Genomic DNA, 17,966 nt, shown 5'->3' with positions numbered 1-17,966 from the left:
AACAAAGAAGCTACGCGTCCACTGTGCAGTATCTGAAACAACACACGATTGTGTGGATAGTTTCATAGAGTTACGGCGGCCATAGCGGCAGGGAAACGCCCGGTCCCATTCCGAACCCGGAAGCTAAGCCTGCCAGCGCCGATGGTACTGCACTCGACAGGGTGTGGGAGAGTAGGACACCGCCGGAACATCCTTCACGAAAGCCCCTGACTTCGGTCAGGGGCTTTCGTCGTTTTCCGACCTTCCGCTCACCGATCCGTCGAATGCTGTTCTCCGCGTGGTCGATACGCGGTCGGTTCGCCGCCCTAACCTCACTGCATCGACGTCGTTCGACGATGGAGGTGCTCGGTGTTCGCACGGATACTACGTCTCGGACTGCTGACCCTGTACGCGGCAGCGCTGACCGCATGCCCGCCCGCCGGCGCCGAAACCCAGCAGCTGCCGAGCGAAATATCCGGCGGCGCTTGGAAATCCGGTCACGTACAGGGCATCGCGATCGACACCCGCAAAGGGTTCATGTACTTCTCGTTCACCGACCTACTGGTGAAGACCGATCTGCGCGGCACGGTGATCGGCACTCTGACCGGTTTCACCGGCCACCTGGGCGATCTGGCCTTCGACGAGCGCGACGGTCGCGTCTACGGCTCACTCGAATACAAAGCCGCGCAAGCGTTCTACATCGCGATCATTGATGTCGACCGGATCACCGAGCAGAACATGAACGCCGAATCCACCGGCATCGTCACCACGGTGTATCTGCGCGAGGTGGTCGCCGACTACACCGCGGATATGAACGGCGACGGCAAGTTCGACGGCGACACCGCCGCGACCCCCGACCACCGTTATGGATGCAGCGGCATCGACGGCGTGGCATTCGGCCCGGCCTTCGGCAGCAGCGACGGCGACCTGAAGCTCACCGTCGCCTACGGTATCTACGCCGAAAACAGCCGCACCGATAACGACTACCAGGTGATCCTCCAGTACGACACCAGCCGCTGGCACGCTTACGAGCGACCGCTCACCCAGCGCTCCCCACACACCAGTGGACCCGCGGACCCGGACGGAAAGTTCTTCGTCCGCACCGGAAACACCACCTTCGGTGTGCAGAACCTCGAATTCGATCGGCACACCGGCAACTGGTTCCTGGCCGTCTATCCGGGCAAAAAGCCGCAGTTCCCCAACTACCCGTTCTTCATGGTCGAGGCGAAGCAGCCGCCGCAACGCCAAGAGCTGATCGGACAACCCCGACCCGAGCAAGCGCAGGTGCTCTCACTCGCCCCGGGCGGCCAGCAGGACGACCGTTCCGGCACCCGAGGCTGGCAGTTCCACGCCCCCTACGGATTGATCGCCTTGGGCGACGGCCGCTACTACGTCGCCACCTCGGGAACTACGAAATCGGGCGGCAGCACCAAACAGGCCGGCACCGCCCACCTGTATCGCTGGACCGGCCAGAGCCCCACCCCCTTCGAAAAGGTCGAATAACTACAGAAGACACGCTGGCCCGAACAAGGCCTTGAGCTCGCCCATCAACGCCGGCGAGGTAGTGACGCGGAACTTCGGATCGATCGCGAGCAATTGCGGCCCCGCCTTGCCGATCAGCTTGATTTGAACCTCTACCGATCCCGTATGGCGCTCGAGTGTCTCGCGCAAGGTGCGCACATTCTCAACTGTGCAGGCCGAGACCGGAATTGTCACAGTGACAGGGTTTCCCGCGGACAACCCGCCCAGATCGGGAACCGTGACTTGATCCCCGAGCACCGAAAGCCGGTTCTCCCGAATACTGACATGGGCCGTGACCACCACGACGGCATCCTCGGCGAGAGTGGCGGCCGCCGAGGCGTAAGCAGCGGGGAAGAACAGCACCTCGGTGCTCGCATCCAGATCTTCCAACCGCACGATGGCCCACGGCTCGCCCTTCTTCGTCACCCGTCGATCGATCGCAGCAACAATGCCGCCCACCAGAATCTGCCGGCCGTGCGGTACTCGACCTTCGGCGAGCGTCACGATAGGCGTGTCACAACGAGCCGCGAGTAGCGGAGCAACTGCGTCGAGCGGATGCCCGGAAACATAGAGCCCCAACATTTCTCGTTCGAGACCCAGCAGCTGCTTGCTGTCCCATTCCTGATCCGGCACCGGAATCTCGAAAACGGAACCTAAGGCATCGGCGGCATCATCATCGGCGGAGAACAGATCGAATTGCCCGCGTGCGGCAGCCTTCTTGGTGTTCATCACCGCGTCCACGGCAGCGTCGTGGATGAGGTGCAACCCTTTGCGCGGATGGCCGAGCGAGTCGAACGCACCCGCCTTGATCAGTGATTCGACCACCTTCTTGGCGCATCCGACCGCGTCGACCTTCTCGAGGTAATCGGAGAAGCCGGCGAACGCCCCGCCGCGCTCCCGCGCCTGCACAATAGCGGCTACGACCGGCTCACCTACGTTGCGGATAGCGCCGAGCCCGAACCGAATATCCTCTCCCACACTGGAGAACGTGCCCACCGAGTGATTGACATCCGGCGACAGCACCTGGATACCGCGCTTTCGGCAATCCGCCAGATAGATCGCCGACTTGTCCTTGTCGTCCCCGACAGAAGTGAGCAGAGCAGCCATGAACTCCGCCGGATAGTTCGCCTTCAGATAGGCGGTCCAGTACATCACCAGGCTGTAGCCCGCGGCATGCGACTTGTTGTAGGCATACCCGGCGAACGGCAGCACCGCATCCCACAGCGCCGTGATCGCCGCATCGCCGTACCCGTTGTCGCGCATGCCTTTCCGGAAGTTCTCGAATTCCATGGCGAGCACTTCCGGCTTCTTCTTGCCCATCGCGCGCCGCAGCAGATCGGCCTGCCCGAGCGAGTACCCGGCCACCCGCTGCGCCAGCTGCATGATCTGCTCCTGGTAGACGATCAGCGCATAGGTTTCGGCCAGAATGTCCCGCAGCGGCTCGTCCAGCTCGGGATGAATCGGCGTGACCGCTTCCCGTCCGTTCTTGCGATCGGCGTACGCCCAGTGCGCACCGACCCCCATCGGTCCCGGCCGATACAGCGCGTTCGAGGCGATCAAATCGTTGAACTCGGTCGGTGCCATACGCAGCAACAACTCCCGCATGCCCGCCGAATCCATCTGGAACACACCGAGATTGTCGCCACGGGCAAGCATCGCGTAGGCGTGCTCGTCGTCGAGAGCGAGGGTGTCCAGGTCGATCTCGATACCGCGGTTGGCACGAATGTTGTCCAGGCAGTCCCCGATCACCGTCAGCGTGCGAAGCCCGAGGAAGTCCATCTTGAGCAGCCCGATGTCCTCACACGACGGGTAGTCCCAGCCGGTGATGATCGCGCCGTCCTGCGGCCGTTTCCACAGCGGGACGGTGTCGAGCAGCGGCTCGTTGGACAGGATGACCGCGCACGCGTGCACCCCGGCCCCGCGGACGATTCCCTCCAATCCCACTGCGGTGTCATAGATTCGGCGCACATCCGGGTCGTTGTCGATGAGCGCGCGCACCTCGGCGGCCTCGCCGTAACGCTCGTGCCCACGGTCGGTGATGCCCGCCACCGAGATGTCCTTGGCCGCCACCGCGGGCGGCAGCGCCTTGGTCATGCGGTCGGCGACGGCGAATCCGGGCTGGCCGAAATTCACCCGCGCGGCATCCTTGATCGCGGCCTTCGTCTTGATCGTGCCGAAGGTGATCACCTGCGCCACCTTGTCCGCACCCCACCGGTCGGTGGCATAGCGGATCATCTCCCCGCGCCGGCGGTCGTCGAAGTCGATATCGATGTCCGGCGCCGACGGTCGCTCCGGGTTGAGGAACCGTTCGAACAGCAGCCCGTGCTCGATCGGATCGATATTGGTGATCGCCAACGCGTACGCGACCAGCGAGCCCGCCGCCGAGCCGCGACCCGGACCCACCCGGATCCCCACCTGCCGGGCATGCGCCACCAGGTCACCGACCACCAGGAAGTACGCCGGAAACCCTTTGTCGCGAATTATGTCGAGCTCGAATTCCGCACGCCGGCGGTAAGTTTCGGGAACGCCCGACGGGAGACGCCACCGCAGCCCCGCCTCGACCTCGCGCCGCAGCCAACTGTCCTCGGTGTGACCGTCCGGTACCGGGAACACCGGCATCCGGTCCCGGAACTCCCACACCTCGTCGTAGGGCTCGACCCGTTCGGCGATGGCAAGGGTGGCATCACAAGCGCCGGGAACGTCCTCGTCCCAGAGCGCCCGCATCTCGGCCGCCGACTTCAGGTAGTAGCCGTCACCGTCGAACCGGAATCGAGTCGGATCCGACAGCGTCTTCCCGGTCTGCACGCACAACATCGCCTCGTGTGCCGACGCCTGCCCCCGCAGCACGTAGTGACAGTCGTTCGTCGCCAACGGCGTCAGTCCCGCCTTCGCGCCGACCGACAGCAGATCCTCGCGGACCCGGCGTTCGATGCTCAGCCCGTGATCCATCACCTCGAGGAAGAAGTTCTCCGGCCCGAAGATCTCTCGCCACCGGCCCGCCGCGTCGTAGGCCGCGTCGAATTGACCCAGCCGCAGCCGGGTTTGCACCTCGCCGGACGGACAGCCCGTGGTCGCGATGATGCCCTCGGCATGCTCGGCGATCAGCTCGGCATCCATCCGCGGCCATTTGCCCAGCTGCCCTTCGAACGACGCCAGCGACGACAATCTGAACAGATTGTGCAGGCCGACCGCGTTTCTGGCGAACATCGTCAGGTGCAGGTACGCACCCGAACCCGCCACGTCGTCGCCTTTCTGCGCCGGATCACCCCAGAACACCCGCTTGGTCGAGAACCGGGACTCGGGCGCGACGTACGCCTCGATCCCGATGATCGGCTTGACCCCCGACCGTTTCGACTGCCGGAAGAACTCCGCCGCCCCGTACATGTTGCCGTGATCGGTCATCGCCACCGCCGGCATGCCCAGCCGTTCGGCCTCGGCGAACAGCGGACCCATCTTCGCCATGCCGTCGAGCATCGAGTACTCGGTGTGGTTGTGTAGATGCACGAAAGACGCGCCTGTCATCGGATCACCTGTGCCTTCGACGAGAGTGACGCTCGCTGTCCGGTTGTCCGAACAGGCGTGGCGCCACAGCTTTCGGCACCATGTGACCAGGTGAAATGCGGCGAGTCGAACAATGGACATGCTCGTCGGTACAACTGATGGTTGTATATCGAGGTGACCACAGACCTCGACCTGGCCGCCGTCCGGGCTTTCGTCGCCGCGGCCGACCACCGCCAGTTCAGCCTGGCCGCCGACGTACTCGGGCTCAGCCAGCAGGCGATCTCCAAGCGCATCGTGAAACTGGAAACCCAGTTGGGCGCAACGCTGTTCGAGCGGATCCACACCGGCATCACGCCGACCGCGGCCGGCGCCAGGCTGTTGCCGCACGCGAGGTCGCTGCTGGCCATGGCCGGCGAGGCGGTCGCGGCGGTGCGGGACAACCCGGGCCCGCTGCGGGTGGCCGTCCTCGGCGAGCGACAGGCAGCGATGCAGGCCTTGCAGTTCTATCTCGATCGCCACCCCGGCGCCGATACCGAGATCGTGATGTCGAATGCCTTCACCACGTCGCGCGACGCATTGCTGAGTGGTCGGGCCGATGCGGCGTTCGCCAGAGCACACGGCGGGCCGCGTCCGCTGCCTGCCCAGATTGCCGCCGCCCCAGCATATTTGGAGCCACTACATCTACTGGTCGGCCGAAACCACCCGCTCGCCGGTCGGTCTGCCGTGACGCTCGGCGATATCCGCGCCTTCACCGTCTGGGTGCCCGGTGCCGCGGTCCCCTCGGAATGGTCCGACTATTACCAGGACCTGAGCGAATTCAGCGGCATCACGATCGACACGACGCGACGGCCCGAAGTCCTCGGCAACCCCGATGTCACGCGCGGACCCGCGCCCATCGAGCTCCTGGTCGACCGGATCGCCGCCTCCGATACCCTGGCCACGTTCAGCGGTGACGGCTTCAAAAGCCCTTGGCACCCGCACATTCGGCGCGTGCCGATCGTGGATCCCACCCCGGCCTATCCGCATGCCGTCCTGTGGGACATCACCAACACCCACCCGGACCTGTCCGCCCTGGTCAGCCACTTCCGCGACAACTACAACAGCGATATCGCGGCCGACTGCTGGATACCCGACCTCGACCGTGCCGTGTTCCCCGCCCTAGCTATCGACCAGGCCGACGCTATGTGCCGCTAATTCCGGCCGCGCGCACCGAGTTCGGCGTTGTCGGCGGCGGCGCGGCCGTCGTCCCAGCCGTTGGCGTTGGGGATCGAGACACCGCGGTTGCGCACCGCCGGGAACAGGGTGTCGAAGGCCTTGTCCACCTTCAGCTGGTGCGAGGCGAGGACCGGTAGAAGTCGTTCCGCGTCAGCCGATTTCGCGATCGTGGCCTCGGTCGCCGCGGCCAGCCGCTCACCGATTCGGGTGGCGTAGGCGATGAGAAACGACTTGCGGTAGGCGCGACTGCGGGAGTCGGCGCTGCGCTCGGTCTGGTTGCCGCTGGCGATCATCGCCCTGGTGGCCTGGACGAGCAGCGAGGTCGTCAGCAGCTCGATCACCTCCAGGTCGGTGTCGTCGCCGACGATGGTCATGAACCCCCAGGCCGAGGAGAAGATCGCCCGGCAGCGATTGGCGTCGGTGACCACGTTGACCAGCAGTGCTTTGGCATCGACATAGGGTGTCTCCAGCCAGATCCGTGCTGCGCCGGGAAGATCGGGGATGGAGGTGTCCGCGTCGACCAGCACGCGATCGACCGCGTACTTGGTCATCAACTCCTGTGCCTTCGCCGAAAGCGCTTCGGCCTCATCCGGAAACGTGGTCGACTCGGCCTTCGCGAGCAACCCGCGGACCCGGCTCAGGATCTTCTCGTCGACGTGGTGATGCACGGCAGCGCTCGGTTGCGCGGTGCCGGGCAGCGGGCGAATGAGTTCGAGCCGCGGCAGCCGGATCAGCAGCGCCAGCGCTTGAACCACAGTGGTGACCGCCTCGACGAGGGTCAGCAGGTGCTTTGCCGCCCACTGCCCGAGGTGCGGCGCGGAGGACGACCACCAGACGACGGCATCGAGCGCGTCGACCTGCGCGCGCCACGTCTCGTCGACCGATGCGCCGGCGAACGGCTGCATGTATGCGGCGACCACGTCGGTCAGCAGCGCGACCGCGTACTCGTCGACGTGCCGCCGAGCGGCCTGATGCACGTCCTCGGGCAGCCAGCCGTACTGAAAGACCCGGGTGATGATGTGCTGACCCGCGAGATCCGCGCCGTGCTCCACCTGCGCGCTCAGCGGACCGTGCCCGGCGAGCGCCGTCGCACAGCGTCCCGCGGCCGCCGAGGCGCCCTGCGCGGTCTCCATCGCCGCCGCCATCAACGCATTGGCGACCTGCTCCGCGTCCACCGGAGCCGCAGACTCGTGTTGGTTAGACCGGTTAGCGCCGGTCTCCGGCCGCCGCCCAGTACGCTTGCGCCGATTCTGTTTACCCACACGCCCCCGTCCACATTCCAGCAGTTCCAAACCCTGGCAACAATAGGACAGTCCACCGGATGGCGGTTACGCCACGTCGATCGCCTTCTCACCCTGGGTGAACCTCGAACACACCGGGGCCACGATGCGCACGCTCGACGGCATAGACCCGTCGGTCAATCGCGCGGGCCTGCGCCGCGCCGCGGACCTGGTCCTCGGCGGCACCCCACGGAACAGTCCGGTGGCCTCACCGGTCTTCGCCGACACGCTCGGACTGCCGCTGGTCCTGATCCAGATCGGCGGTCACGAGGTCATGCTCAGCGACGCCATCGGGCTGGCCGCCACACCGGCGGCCGCCGCCGTCCCCACCCGCCTGGACGTCACACCGCGGATGGGACACGTGTGGCATCTGCTCGTCGGACATCTTCCTGCTGCGGACAAGGCGGTCGCCGCCGCCATCGCCTTCGCCGAGGAGCACCTTCTCGCCGCATGAGCCTGTCCGATCAGCGGTGTGCCGCTTGCGAAAGCGCGGTGGTCAGCTGGCGCGCGGCGTCGAGGGTGGCCGAGATGTATTCGTCCCGTTCGGGTTTGGTGGCCTCGGAGCGCAGCGGGCCGAGCTGCACCTCGTAGGCGGCAGTGCCGGTGGCGTCGAAGGCGGGTGCGGCGAGGTAGCTCACCGGAAGTGCTTCGTCGGAATCCAATTCGGCTCTGGTGAACGGCCGCGCGGTGAGCGCGGCGAGCTGACGGAGGGCGCGGGTGCGTAGATGTGGTTGCAGCAGTTCGGATCCCACCGCGCCGAGTAGGTCGGCGAGCAGGTCGACCATGCCCGCGTCGTCGGCGCGCGGACGGAAGACGGCGACCCCGCGATCCCGGACGAGGGAGAGCAACGTGCCGGCCGTGCGCCGGTCCGCACCGGCGGCGGTCGCCGTCCACGCGTTCTGTTCGCTCGCCGAACGCCAGGGCATCACACTCGCACCGGCCGGGAATTGCAGTGGAATGCGGTGTCCGACCGGGATTCCCGGCACGACCCGGTCGGTGCCGTGCCGGACGTCGAGCACGGTGAGCCGGTCGGGCTCGATCCGGCTGAACGTCGCCCCGGAACCGGTCCGTGCGGCGAGCGTCGCGAGGATCGCGCCGACTCCGTGGGGGAGTGCGGCGCCGTGCAGTCCGGCGAGGGCGGGCCCGATCACGTAGCCCCGGTGCGCGTCCCGGCCGACCCAGCCGGCGGCATCGAGTTCGGTCAGGATCGCGGTCGCCGTTGCCCGCGCGATGTCGAGCCGTTCGGCGATCCCCGCGACCGTGATCGGTTCCGTGGTCGTCGCGAGCAGCGAAACGATGTCGACGACGCGGCGCGTCGGCGGGGACGCGGATCGGTCCGGCATGACGGAACCCCTTGTTTCTGCTCGGGCGGGCGACCTACTATGTGTCGAATATTAGTGCATTGATTGTCGAATATTCGACAACCGCAGGTCTGCGCGAGGTCGGGTACGGCATGGATGGAGCGCGAATGATTCTGGATCGGTTCCGCATAGACGGACAGGTCGCCATCGTGACGGGCGCGGGTCGCGGCCTGGGCGCGGCGATCGCGGTGGCCTTCGCCGAGGCGGGCGCGGACGTCGTCATCGCGGCCCGCACCAAGAGCCAGTTGGACGAGGTGGCCGAGCGGGTCACCGCGGTGGGCCGCCAAGCGCACGTGGTGCCCGCGGACCTGAGCGATATCGAGGCCACCGCGGCGCTGGCCGCGATCGCGGTGCAGCGGTTCGGCCGGCTCGACATCGTGGTCAACAATGTCGGCGGCGCGATGCCGTGCCCGCTGCTCGACACCACCCCGCAGGCGCTGGTGGACGCGTTCAACTTCAACGTCACCAACGCGCACGCCCTCGTCCGCGCCGCGGTTCCCCGCATCCTCGAAACCGCCGGTGGCGGTTCGATTCTCAACATCACCTCGACCATGGGCCGGCTGCCCGGCCGCGCGTTCGCGGCGTACGGCACCGCCAAGGCGGCCCTCGCGCACTACACCAAACTCGCTGCCCTGGACCTGAACCCGCGCATCCGGGTGAATGCCATTGCGCCGGGCTCGATCCTGACCTCCGCGCTGGAGATCGTCGCGGGCAACGACGCGATGCGCACCCAATTGGAAACCAAGACGCCGCTGCAGCGCATCGGCGATCCCGAAGACATCGCCGCGGCCGCGCTCTACCTGGTGTCCCCGGCCGGCAAGTACGTCACGGGCAAGATCCTCGAACCCGATGGCGGCCTGATCACCCCGAACCTCGACCTCCCGATTCCGGATCTGACATGACATATCGCGTAGTGCAGTGGGGCACCGGCAATGTCGGCAGGCACGCCCTGGCCGGCGTCATCGCCAACCCCGACTTGGAACTGTCCGGCGTCTGGGTCTCCGGCCCGAAGAAGGACGGGGAGGACGCCGGAAGCCTTGCCGGATTGGATCATCCGGTCGGCGTTACCGCGACCACGGACACCGAGGCGATCCTCGCGGCGAAACCCGACTGCGTCGTCTACTGCTCGATGACCGACAACCGCCTGATGGACGCCATCGGCGACCTGCAACGAATCCTCGCCGCGGGAATCAATGTCGTCGCGTGCGCCCCGGTGTTCTTCCAATACCCCTACGGCGTCCTGCCCGACGAGCTGCTGAAGCCGGTCCAAGAGGCAGCGGCGCAAGGCAATTCGTCGCTGTGGGTCAACGGCATCGACCCCGGCTTCGCCAATGACTTGATGCCGCTTGCCCTCGCGGGCACCTGCTTGCGCATCGACGAGCTCCGCTGCATCGAGATCGTCGACTACGCCAGCTACGACAACCGCGAAGTCATGTTCGACATCATGGGATTCGGCAAACCCCTCGACGACATCCCGATGCTGCTCCAGCCCGGCGTGCTGTCCCTCGCCTGGGGCGGCACCGTCCGCCAGCTGGCGGCGGGCATCGGCGTCACGTTGGACGCGGTCACCGAGACCTACCAGCGCATCCCGGCCACCCACGCCTTCGACATCGCCACCGGCCACATCCCCGAAGGCACCGCCGCCGCACTGCGTTTCGAGGTGCGCGGCATGGTCGGCGACACCCCGGTCACCGTCCTCGAACACGTCACCCGCCTGCACCCCGACCTCTGCCCGGACTGGCCGCAACCCGCCCACCACGAAGGCTCCTACCGTGTAGAGATCACCGGCGAACCCAGCTACGCAATGGATCTGGTGACCTCCAGCCACAACGGCGATCACAACCACGCCACCCTGCTCGCCACCGCCATGCGCATCGTCAACGCCATCCCCGCGGTGGTCGAGGCGCCCGCGGGCATCCTGACCGCCCTGGATCTGCCGCTGATCACCAAACCCGCACAGCGGTAACCCTATTCGCGCGCTCGATACCGTTCGAGCAGCCGCACGTGCGCCGGCTCGAGTTCCTCGACCGAGCCGACGCCGAGCAGCTTCATGGTCCGGACGATCTGCGTGCGGAGGATCTCGATGGTGCGGTCGACCCCGGCCTCGCCACCGGCCATCAACCCGTACAGGTAGGCCCGCCCGATCAGGGTGAAGCGCGCACCGAGCGCGAGGGCGGCGACGATGTCGGCGCCGTGCATGATGCCGGTGTCGAGGTGGATCTCCAGATCGTCGCCCACCTCACGCACCACGCCGGGCAGCAGGTGCAGCGGGACGGGCGCGCGATCCAGTTGCCGCCCACCGTGATTGGACAGGACGACGCCGTCGACGCCGAGCCCGGCCAGGCGCTTGGCGTCGTCGACCGTCTGCACGCCCTTCACCAGCAGCTTGCCCGGCCAGGTCTCCCGGATCCAGGCCAGGTCGTCGAAGGTGACGGTCGGATCGAACATGGCGCCGATCAGGTCGGCCACCGTCCCCGACCAGCGGTCCAGCGAGGCGAACGCCAGCGGTTCGGTGGTGAGGAAGTCCCACCACCACCATGGCTTGCGCAGGGCATCGAACGCGCCGGTCAGTGTGATCGACGGCGGGATCGTCATACCGTTGCGCACGTCGCGCATTCGGTTTCCGGCCACCGGTACGTCGACCGTGACGACGAGGGTGTCGAATCCGGCCTTCCCGGCGCGCTCGACCAGCGCCAACGAGCGATCACGGTCGGTCCACATGTAGAGCTGGAACCAGTTGCGGGCGTTGGCCCCGGCCCCCGCGGCGACATCCTCGATCGCGGTGGTCCCCATCGTGGACAACGTGAACGGGATGCCTGCGCGTTCGGCCGCCCGCGCTCCCGCCAACTCGCCCGCCGTGTGCAGCATTCGGGTGAAGCCGGTGGGCGCGATACCGAACGGCAGCGCGGACGTCCGGCCGAGCACCTGAACCGAAGGGTCGGCATCGGCAACGTTTCGCAGGATGGCCGGTTGGAACTCGATGTCGGAGAACGCTTCCCGCGCCCGCGCGAGACTCAGCTCGGCGTCGGCGGCACCGTCGGCGTAATCGAACGCGACCTTCGGCGTGCGCTTGCGCGCCAGCTCCCGCAACTCCCAGATCGTCTGTGCCCGAGCGAGTTTGCGCGATCGACCGCCGAACGGACGCTCGAATTTGACCAGCGGCGCGAGCTCCCGCGGCCGCGGCAGCCTGCGCTCGGTCATCGCGCCGCTCCGGCCACCTGCGCCGCCGCCCGCAACCGCAGGGAATGCATCCCGCCGTCGACCTCCAGCATTGTCGCGGTGATGGACGCCGCGGCCGGACCGGCCAAATAGGTGACGGCCCCGGCGACCTCCTGCGCCGTGACGAGCCGCGCGTGCGGCTGACGTGCCTGTAGCGCGGCCAGCTCGGCATCGGGATCCGCGCTCGCCGCCAATAGTCGCTGCACCCAGGGCGTATCGACGGTTCCGGGGTTGACGCAGTTCACCCGGACTCCCTCCCGCAGGTGGTCGGCGGCCATCGCGCGGGTGAGGGAAAGGATCGCACCCTTGCTCGCGCTGTAGACCGCGCGGTCCGGCAGCCCGGTGGTGGCCGCGATCGAGCAGATGTTCACGATCGCCGCGGCCGGCGACTGCCGCAGATGGGGGAGCGCGGCCCGCGAAACGCGCACCGTGCCGAACACATTGACCTCGAACACCCGCCGCCACTCGTCGTCGGGATTGTCCGCGACGGTCCCTTGCGCGCCGATGCCCGCATTGTTGACCAGGATGTCGATCCGGCCGAAGGTGTCGACGACGCTCGCGATCGCGCGGCGCACCGAGTCGTCATCGGCGACATCGCACCGCAGTGCGGTCGCCGAGCTGTCACCGGGATTCAGATCGAGCACCGCGACGCGCGCGCCGGCCGCGGCGAGCGCCTCGGTGACCGCCTTCCCGATGCCGGACGCGCCCCCGGTAACCACAGCTACCAGTCCGTCGAGCGGATCATGCGACGACATACCGACCACCTTCTCACCTCGGTTCCGGTGCGCGAGGCACGTCACCGGACAGGTCCGATGTTTAACTGCGGCGAACATAACACCAATCGGCGCAGCTCGCGCCAGATTGCCACTGCGCAACCAGGATTGACGAATCCTCGATCTCCCATTGCCAGATCAGACATCCGATGTATAGTCGTGACCCAGATCACTATCTGGAACGAGGATCTCCCCATGGCGCACCTCACGGCGCTGGACACGTCAGACGTCCGGTTCCCGACCTCGCGCGAGCTGGACGGCTCGGACGCGATGAACCCTGACCCCGACTATTCCGCCGCTTATGTGATCCTGCGGACCGACGATCCGGCGGGTCCGCAAGGGCACGGATTCGCGTTCACCATCGGGCGCGGCAACGACGTGCAGCGGGTCGCGATCGAGTCGCTCGAGCATCTGGTGCTCGGCCGCTCGGTGGCCGAAATCACCGGGAACCTCGGAGGATTCGCCCGCGACCTTGCCGCCGATTCTCAATTGCGTTGGCTCGGACCGGAGAAGGGCGTCATGCAGATGGCGGTCGGCGCGGTGCTCAACGCCGCGTGGGATCTCACCGCGAAGCTCGCCGGAAAACCGGTGTGGCAGTTGGTCGCTGAGATGTCGCCGGAGCAGATCGTGGACCTGATCGACTTCCGGTATCTGACCGACGCGCTCACTCCGGACGAGGCGCTACGGATTCTGCGTCGTGCCGAGCCGGGTAAGCAGGAGCGCACAGACCGGCTTCTAGACATCGGATATCCGGCCTACACGACCTCGCCGGGCTGGCTCGGTTACTCCGACGACAAGCTGGCGCGGCTGGCGCGGCAGGCAGTGGCGGATGGATTCGAGACCATCAAGATCAAGGTCGGTCGCGACGTCGAAGAGGACGTGCGCCGGATCAAGGTCGCCAGGGAGGCGATCGGACCCGACATCGGGCTGGCCGTCGACGCGAACCAGCGCTGGGACGTCGACGCCGCCGTGGACTGGATTTCCCGCCTCGCACAGGCGAATCCGGCCTGGGTCGAGGAGCCGACCAGCCCGGACGACATCCTCGGTCACGCCGCGATCCGTAAACGCGTTGCGCCGGTGCGGATCTCGACCGGCGAGCACGGTCAAAACCGGATTCTGTTCAAGCAACTGCTGCAAGCCGGTTCGGTCGACATCTTGCAGATCGATGCGGCCAGGGTCGCCGGTGTGAACGAGAACCTGGCAATCCTGTTGCTGGCGGCCAAGTTCGGCGTTCCGGTGGTGCCGCACGCGGGCGGCGTCGGACTGTGCGAACTGGTCCAGCACCTGGCGATGATCGACTACGTCGCGATCACCGGAACCACCGAGGGCCGCGCGATCGAATTCGTCGACCATCTGCACGAGCACTTCCGGCATCCGGTGCGCGTGGCCGGCGGCCGCTACCTCGCCCCGCGCGAACCCGGTTTCAGCGCGGAGATGTGGCCGGACTCGTTGCGCGACTACACCTATCCGTCCGGAGCCGCGTGGCGCGCGGATCCGCAGGCCCGCCCTTCCCGACAGCAGGAGAACTCATGAAAACCGCCAGCCTCATCGGCGTAGCCCTCGGCGCCACACTCGTCATCGCCTCGGGCGCCGCGTGTACCCGGGAGTCGACCGGGACCGGACCCAGCGCCCCGGTCGTCACCGTGGGCAGCGGCGCGGACAACGGTGTCCTCGTCGGTGCGGACCAGCCCCGCTCGGACTCCGACTTCTGGAGCGCCTACGCGGGCTATCTAGGCCCGAAAGCGGCTGCCGCGGGGGTGAAGCTGGAGAACACCTCCTCCGACAACGACGCCAACCGGCTCAAATCGAACGTCGACACCCTGCTGTCGAAGAACGTCAAGGCGATCATCATGGCGCCGCAGGACACCGCCGCGGTGAAGCCCGCCCTCACCGCGGCGGCCGCCAAGAACGTGCCGGTGGTCAGCGTCGACACCCGGCCGGACAGCGGCGGCGTGTATATGGTTGTGCGCGCGGATAATCGCGCCTACGGCACCAAGTCGTGCATTTATCTCGGTGAAACGCTTAAGGGCGCAGGCAAGGTCGTCGAATTCCAAGGCGACTTGAGTTCGATCAACGGACGCGATCGGTCCGAGGCGTTCGCGGAGTGCATGAAAACGCGGTACCCCGGCATCAAGATGATCGAGATCCCCACCGATTGGAAGGGCGACCGGGCCGTCTCGGGCCTACAGGACAAGCTGCTCACCGATCCTGACATCAACGGCATCTACATGCAGGCGGGCGGCGTGTTCCTGCAATCGACGATGGCACTGCTCAGGCGCAGCAACAAGCTGGTGAAAGCGGGTGCGCCGGGGCACATCACGATCGTGTCGAACGACGGCATCAAGGCCGAGCTGGACGCCATCGAGGCGGGCGAGATCGACGCGACCATCTCGCAGCCGGCCGACCTGTACGCGCAGTACGCGGCGTTCTACGCCAAGGCCGCGGTCGACGGCCGCAAGTTCGCCCCGGGACCGACCGACCACGGCTCGACGATCATCGACACCGGCGTCGGCGGCACCCTCGAGGACCAGCTGTCCGCGCCCGTCGTCACCCGGACCGGCGGCAAGGTCGGCGAACTCGACACGGTGAACACCACCGCGCCCGGTCTGTGGGGTCACGGCGGATGACCGGCGAACCGATCGCCGAAGCGATCGACGTGTCGAAACGATTCGGCCGCAACGTGGTCGCGCTCGCCCGGGTCGGCCTGCGGGTCGAGGCGGGCCGGACGCACGCGCTGGTCGGGCGCAACGGTGCCGGGAAATCGACCCTGGTGTCGATTCTGACCGGACTCGCGACTCCCGATGAGGGGGAGGTGCGCTTCGACGGTCTCCCGGCGCCGTCGCCCGCCGACCGGGACGGATGGCGGTCCCGGGTGGCGTGCGTGTATCAGAAGTCGACGATCATCCCGGATCTGTCGGTGGCGGAGAACCTGTTCGTCAACAGTCAGGGCTTCGGCGGCCGAATCATCAACTGGCGCAAGGTGCGCGGGCGAGCCCGTGAACTCCTCGATACCTGGTCGGTGCCGGTCGACGTGGATACCGTCGCCCGGGATCTATCCGTGGAGCATCGGCAGCTGGTCGAGATCGCGCGATCCCTCTCGCACGGAGCGCGTTTCATCATCCTGGACGAGCCGACCGCGCAACTCGACGGACCGGCGATCAAGCGCCTGTTCGGCCGCATCGAGGACTTGCAGAAGCAGGGTGTCACGTTCCTGTTCATCTCCCACCACCTCGACGAGACCTACGAAATCTGCCAGGACATCACCGTTTTCCGGGATGCCCGGCATGTGGTGACCGCGCCGGTCGCCGAACTCGGCAAGCGCGAACTCATCGCCGCGATGACCGGTGATTCGGTGGAGCTGGAGACGCCGGTCGCGCGGCGCGATCCGGATGCGTCGGCCGCGCCGACGCTGCGGGTCGAAGGGCTCACCCGGGCAGGCGAATTCGACGACGTGGCATTCGAGGTCAGGCCCGGGGAGATCGCCGGCCTCGCGGGCGGCGGCAGCAGCGGCCGGATCGAGGTCGCCGAAACGATCGTCGGATTGCACAAGGCGGCAGCCGGTTCCATCTTCGTATCGGGCAATCGCTTGCGCCGCAACGGTGTCCACGCCGCGCTCGACGCGGGCATCGGATTCGTGCCGCGGGATCGGCACGACGAAGGCCTGATCCCGGAGATGAGCGTCGCCGACAACGCGACCTTGACCGTGCCGCGTCAGCTGGGTCGCTTGGGGCTGCTGTCCCGCCGGACCCGGAACACGGTGGCGGGCAAGGCGATCGATGATCTGGGCATCAAGACCGAGGGCCCCGATCAGAGCGTCGCCGAGCTGTCCGGCGGCAACCAGCAGAAGGTGGTGTTCGCCCGCGCGCTCGCCACCGACCCGGCGGTGCTGGTGCTGATCACGCCGACGGCAGGTGTGGATGTCCGGTCGAAGGAGACGCTACGCGGGGTCGTGCGCGACGCTGCGGATCGGGGGACCGCCGTCCTGGTCGTCTCCGACGAGCTGGACGATCTGCGCGACTGCGATCGGGTGCTGGTGATGGTGCAGGGCCGGATCGCTCAGGAATTCGAGAAGGGCTGGGGCGACAAGGAACTCGTCGCGGCCATGGAAGGACTGTCATGACCGCGATCGCTCCGACCCGGCGCTCGCCGGCCGCGGTGCGCTGGGGTGCGCTGCGCGACTTCCTGCTCGTCCCGCCGATCCTGCTGGTGCTGGTGGTCGGGTACTTCATCAACACCAACTTCGTCTCCTCGGCCAACCTCACCAATGTGCTGACCTCGATGAGCGGTATCGCGCTGATCGTGCTGGCCGAGGTGCTGGTCTTGGTGGTCGGCCGAATGGACCTGTCGCTGGAGTCGACCTTCGGCCTCGCCCCCGGCGTCGCCATCTGGGCGACCATGGGCACCGCGAAGGTCGGCGCCTACACCTGGACCTCACCGTGGATGGCCATTCCGATCGCGTTGCTCGTCGGTCTGGCGGTCGGCGCGCTCAACGGGGTGCTGATCGTCCGGTTCGGGCTGAACGGCTTCATCGTGACCCTGGCGATGCTCATCGCGCTGCGCGGGCTGCTCACGTTCCTCACCGAGGGCTTCACCCTCACCAAGATTCCGCCGTCGGTCGAATGGCTCGGGAACACGCGGATATTGGGTGTACCGGTCGATGTGGCGCTCTGTCTGGCGCTGTTCCTCGTCGGCTATCTCGTGCTCACCTATACGACGGCCGGGCGAGCCCTGTACGCCGTCGGCGGCAACGAGGCCGCCGCGCGGGCGGCGGGCATCCGCACCGACAACGTCGTCATCGCGGTGCTGGTCGTCGCGGGTGGGCTCGCCGCGATCGGCGGGCTCATCTACTCGGGGCAGTTCGCCAGCGTGCAGGTGAGCCAGGGCGACGGGATGATCTTCCAGGTGTTCGCGGCCTGTGTGATCGGCGGTGTGGCACTCAACGGCGGGCGGGGTTCGGTGCTCGGCGCGTTCTTCGGCGTCCTGATTCTCACGCTGATCCAGAAGCTGTTGTCCTACGGCGGAGTCAGCGCCGATTCGCTGAAATTCATCAACGGCGCGCTGATCCTGGTGGCGCTGGTGATCACGCGCATCGCCAGCGGGCGACGGCAGGAGTGAGG

The 17,966-nt window shown here is 67.0% G+C and carries 14 protein-coding genes and 1 rRNA gene; 10 read left to right on the top strand and 5 right to left on the bottom strand.

The window, feature by feature from the left end:
* Nucleotides 1–71: 71 nt before the first annotated feature.
* Both rrf and F3087_RS11840 read left to right on the top strand, forming a co-directional pair.
* Nucleotides 72–188: ribosomal RNA gene (gene rrf, locus F3087_RS11845) — 5S ribosomal RNA — on the top strand.
* Between the two features lie 160 nt (nucleotides 189–348).
* A complete protein-coding gene (locus F3087_RS11840; protein ID WP_223885008.1) occupies nucleotides 349–1,482 on the top strand; it encodes a hypothetical protein in 1,134 nt (377 codons plus the stop codon).
* On the opposite strand, the gene dnaE is transcribed toward F3087_RS11840, so the two are convergent.
* Entirely contained in the window at nucleotides 1,483–5,022 is a 3,540-nt protein-coding gene (dnaE, locus tag F3087_RS11835; protein ID WP_150401865.1) for a DNA polymerase III subunit alpha, read from the bottom strand.
* Between the two features lie 153 nt (nucleotides 5,023–5,175).
* On the opposite strand from dnaE, the gene F3087_RS11830 reads away from it, so the two are divergent.
* Nucleotides 5,176–6,195, top strand: coding sequence for a LysR family transcriptional regulator (locus F3087_RS11830; protein ID WP_223885007.1), 1,020 nt, complete (start codon nucleotides 5,176–5,178; stop codon nucleotides 6,193–6,195).
* On the opposite strand, the gene F3087_RS11825 is transcribed toward F3087_RS11830, so the two are convergent.
* The gene (locus tag F3087_RS11825; RefSeq protein ID WP_223885006.1) at nucleotides 6,192–7,391 is read right to left on the bottom strand and encodes a DUF2786 domain-containing protein; all 1,200 of its coding nucleotides are present in this window, start codon (nucleotides 7,389–7,391) and stop codon (nucleotides 6,192–6,194) included. The genes F3087_RS11830 and F3087_RS11825 overlap by 4 nt on opposite strands.
* A 166-nt stretch (nucleotides 7,392–7,557) precedes the next feature.
* On the opposite strand from F3087_RS11825, the gene F3087_RS11820 reads away from it, so the two are divergent.
* Nucleotides 7,558–7,950, top strand: a complete 393-nt coding sequence (locus F3087_RS11820) for an alpha/beta hydrolase fold domain-containing protein (RefSeq protein WP_150401863.1) — start codon at nucleotides 7,558–7,560, stop codon at nucleotides 7,948–7,950.
* Between the two features lie 10 nt (nucleotides 7,951–7,960).
* Here F3087_RS11820 and F3087_RS11815 read toward each other — a convergent pair whose 3' ends face one another.
* Nucleotides 7,961–8,839, bottom strand: a complete 879-nt coding sequence (locus tag F3087_RS11815; protein ID WP_150401862.1) for a helix-turn-helix domain-containing protein — start codon at nucleotides 8,837–8,839, stop codon at nucleotides 7,961–7,963.
* Nucleotides 8,840–8,964: 125 nt separating this feature from the next.
* On the opposite strand from F3087_RS11815, the gene F3087_RS11810 reads away from it, so the two are divergent.
* Nucleotides 8,965–9,759: an SDR family oxidoreductase gene (locus F3087_RS11810; protein ID WP_150401861.1), complete on the top strand. Its 795-nt coding sequence runs from the start codon at nucleotides 8,965–8,967 to the stop codon at nucleotides 9,757–9,759.
* A complete protein-coding gene (locus F3087_RS11805; protein WP_150401860.1) occupies nucleotides 9,756–10,823 on the top strand; it encodes an NAD(P)H-dependent amine dehydrogenase family protein in 1,068 nt (355 codons plus the stop codon). Before F3087_RS11810 ends, F3087_RS11805 begins: the two co-directional genes overlap by 4 nt.
* A 2-nt stretch (nucleotides 10,824–10,825) precedes the next feature.
* Here F3087_RS11805 and F3087_RS11800 read toward each other — a convergent pair whose 3' ends face one another.
* Both F3087_RS11800 and F3087_RS11795 read right to left on the bottom strand, forming a co-directional pair.
* Nucleotides 10,826–12,058 (bottom strand): alpha-hydroxy acid oxidase, encoded by a 1,233-nt coding sequence (locus tag F3087_RS11800; RefSeq protein WP_150401859.1) that lies wholly within the window; start codon nucleotides 12,056–12,058, stop codon nucleotides 10,826–10,828.
* Nucleotides 12,055–12,831, bottom strand: a complete 777-nt coding sequence (locus F3087_RS11795; RefSeq protein ID WP_150401858.1) for an SDR family NAD(P)-dependent oxidoreductase — start codon at nucleotides 12,829–12,831, stop codon at nucleotides 12,055–12,057. The genes F3087_RS11800 and F3087_RS11795 overlap by 4 nt, the downstream gene beginning before the upstream one ends.
* 213 nt (nucleotides 12,832–13,044) lie before the next feature.
* On the opposite strand from F3087_RS11795, the gene F3087_RS11790 reads away from it, so the two are divergent.
* The 4 genes from F3087_RS11790 to F3087_RS11775 are packed head-to-tail and all read left to right on the top strand — an operon-like array spanning nucleotide 13,045 to nucleotide 17,964.
* Nucleotides 13,045–14,382: an enolase C-terminal domain-like protein gene (locus F3087_RS11790; RefSeq protein WP_150401857.1), complete on the top strand. Its 1,338-nt coding sequence runs from the start codon at nucleotides 13,045–13,047 to the stop codon at nucleotides 14,380–14,382.
* Nucleotides 14,379–15,476, top strand: coding sequence for a sugar ABC transporter substrate-binding protein (locus F3087_RS11785; RefSeq protein WP_150401856.1), 1,098 nt, complete (start codon nucleotides 14,379–14,381; stop codon nucleotides 15,474–15,476). The genes F3087_RS11790 and F3087_RS11785 overlap by 4 nt, the downstream gene beginning before the upstream one ends.
* On the top strand, nucleotides 15,473–16,969 hold the full coding sequence (locus F3087_RS11780) for a sugar ABC transporter ATP-binding protein (protein ID WP_150401855.1): 1,497 nt from the start codon (nucleotides 15,473–15,475) through the stop codon (nucleotides 16,967–16,969). Before F3087_RS11785 ends, F3087_RS11780 begins: the two co-directional genes overlap by 4 nt.
* Nucleotides 16,966–17,964 carry an ABC transporter permease gene (locus tag F3087_RS11775; RefSeq protein WP_223885005.1) on the top strand — a complete coding sequence of 333 codons (999 nt, stop codon included), beginning with the start codon at nucleotides 16,966–16,968 and terminating at the stop codon, nucleotides 17,962–17,964. The genes F3087_RS11780 and F3087_RS11775 overlap by 4 nt, the downstream gene beginning before the upstream one ends.
* Nucleotides 17,965–17,966 lie beyond the last annotated feature (2 nt).

This window comes from Nocardia colli (assembly GCF_008704205.1).
GTDB lineage: Bacteria > Actinomycetota > Actinomycetes > Mycobacteriales > Mycobacteriaceae > Nocardia > Nocardia colli.
This window is presented reverse-complemented; position numbering and strand designations above follow the sequence as displayed.

What these genes read in the sequence shown, in the direction of transcription:
- F3087_RS11785 (WP_150401856.1), top strand. Translation starts at nt 14,379, where the DNA reads ATGAAAACCGCCAGCCTCATCGGCGTAGCCCTCGGCGCCACACTCGTC.
- F3087_RS11795 (WP_150401858.1), bottom strand. Translation starts at nt 12,831, where the DNA reads ATGTCGTCGCATGATCCGCTCGACGGACTGGTAGCTGTGGTTACCGGG.
- F3087_RS11790 (WP_150401857.1), top strand. Translation starts at nt 13,045, where the DNA reads ATGGCGCACCTCACGGCGCTGGACACGTCAGACGTCCGGTTCCCGACC.
- F3087_RS11805 (WP_150401860.1), top strand. Translation starts at nt 9,756, where the DNA reads ATGACATATCGCGTAGTGCAGTGGGGCACCGGCAATGTCGGCAGGCAC.
- F3087_RS11775 (WP_223885005.1), top strand. Translation starts at nt 16,966, where the DNA reads ATGACCGCGATCGCTCCGACCCGGCGCTCGCCGGCCGCGGTGCGCTGG.
- F3087_RS11810 (WP_150401861.1), top strand. Translation starts at nt 8,965, where the DNA reads ATGATTCTGGATCGGTTCCGCATAGACGGACAGGTCGCCATCGTGACG.
- dnaE (WP_150401865.1), bottom strand. Translation starts at nt 5,022, where the DNA reads ATGACAGGCGCGTCTTTCGTGCATCTACACAACCACACCGAGTACTCG.
- F3087_RS11800 (WP_150401859.1), bottom strand. Translation starts at nt 12,058, where the DNA reads ATGACCGAGCGCAGGCTGCCGCGGCCGCGGGAGCTCGCGCCGCTGGTC.
- F3087_RS11815 (WP_150401862.1), bottom strand. Translation starts at nt 8,839, where the DNA reads ATGCCGGACCGATCCGCGTCCCCGCCGACGCGCCGCGTCGTCGACATC.
- F3087_RS11780 (WP_150401855.1), top strand. Translation starts at nt 15,473, where the DNA reads ATGACCGGCGAACCGATCGCCGAAGCGATCGACGTGTCGAAACGATTC.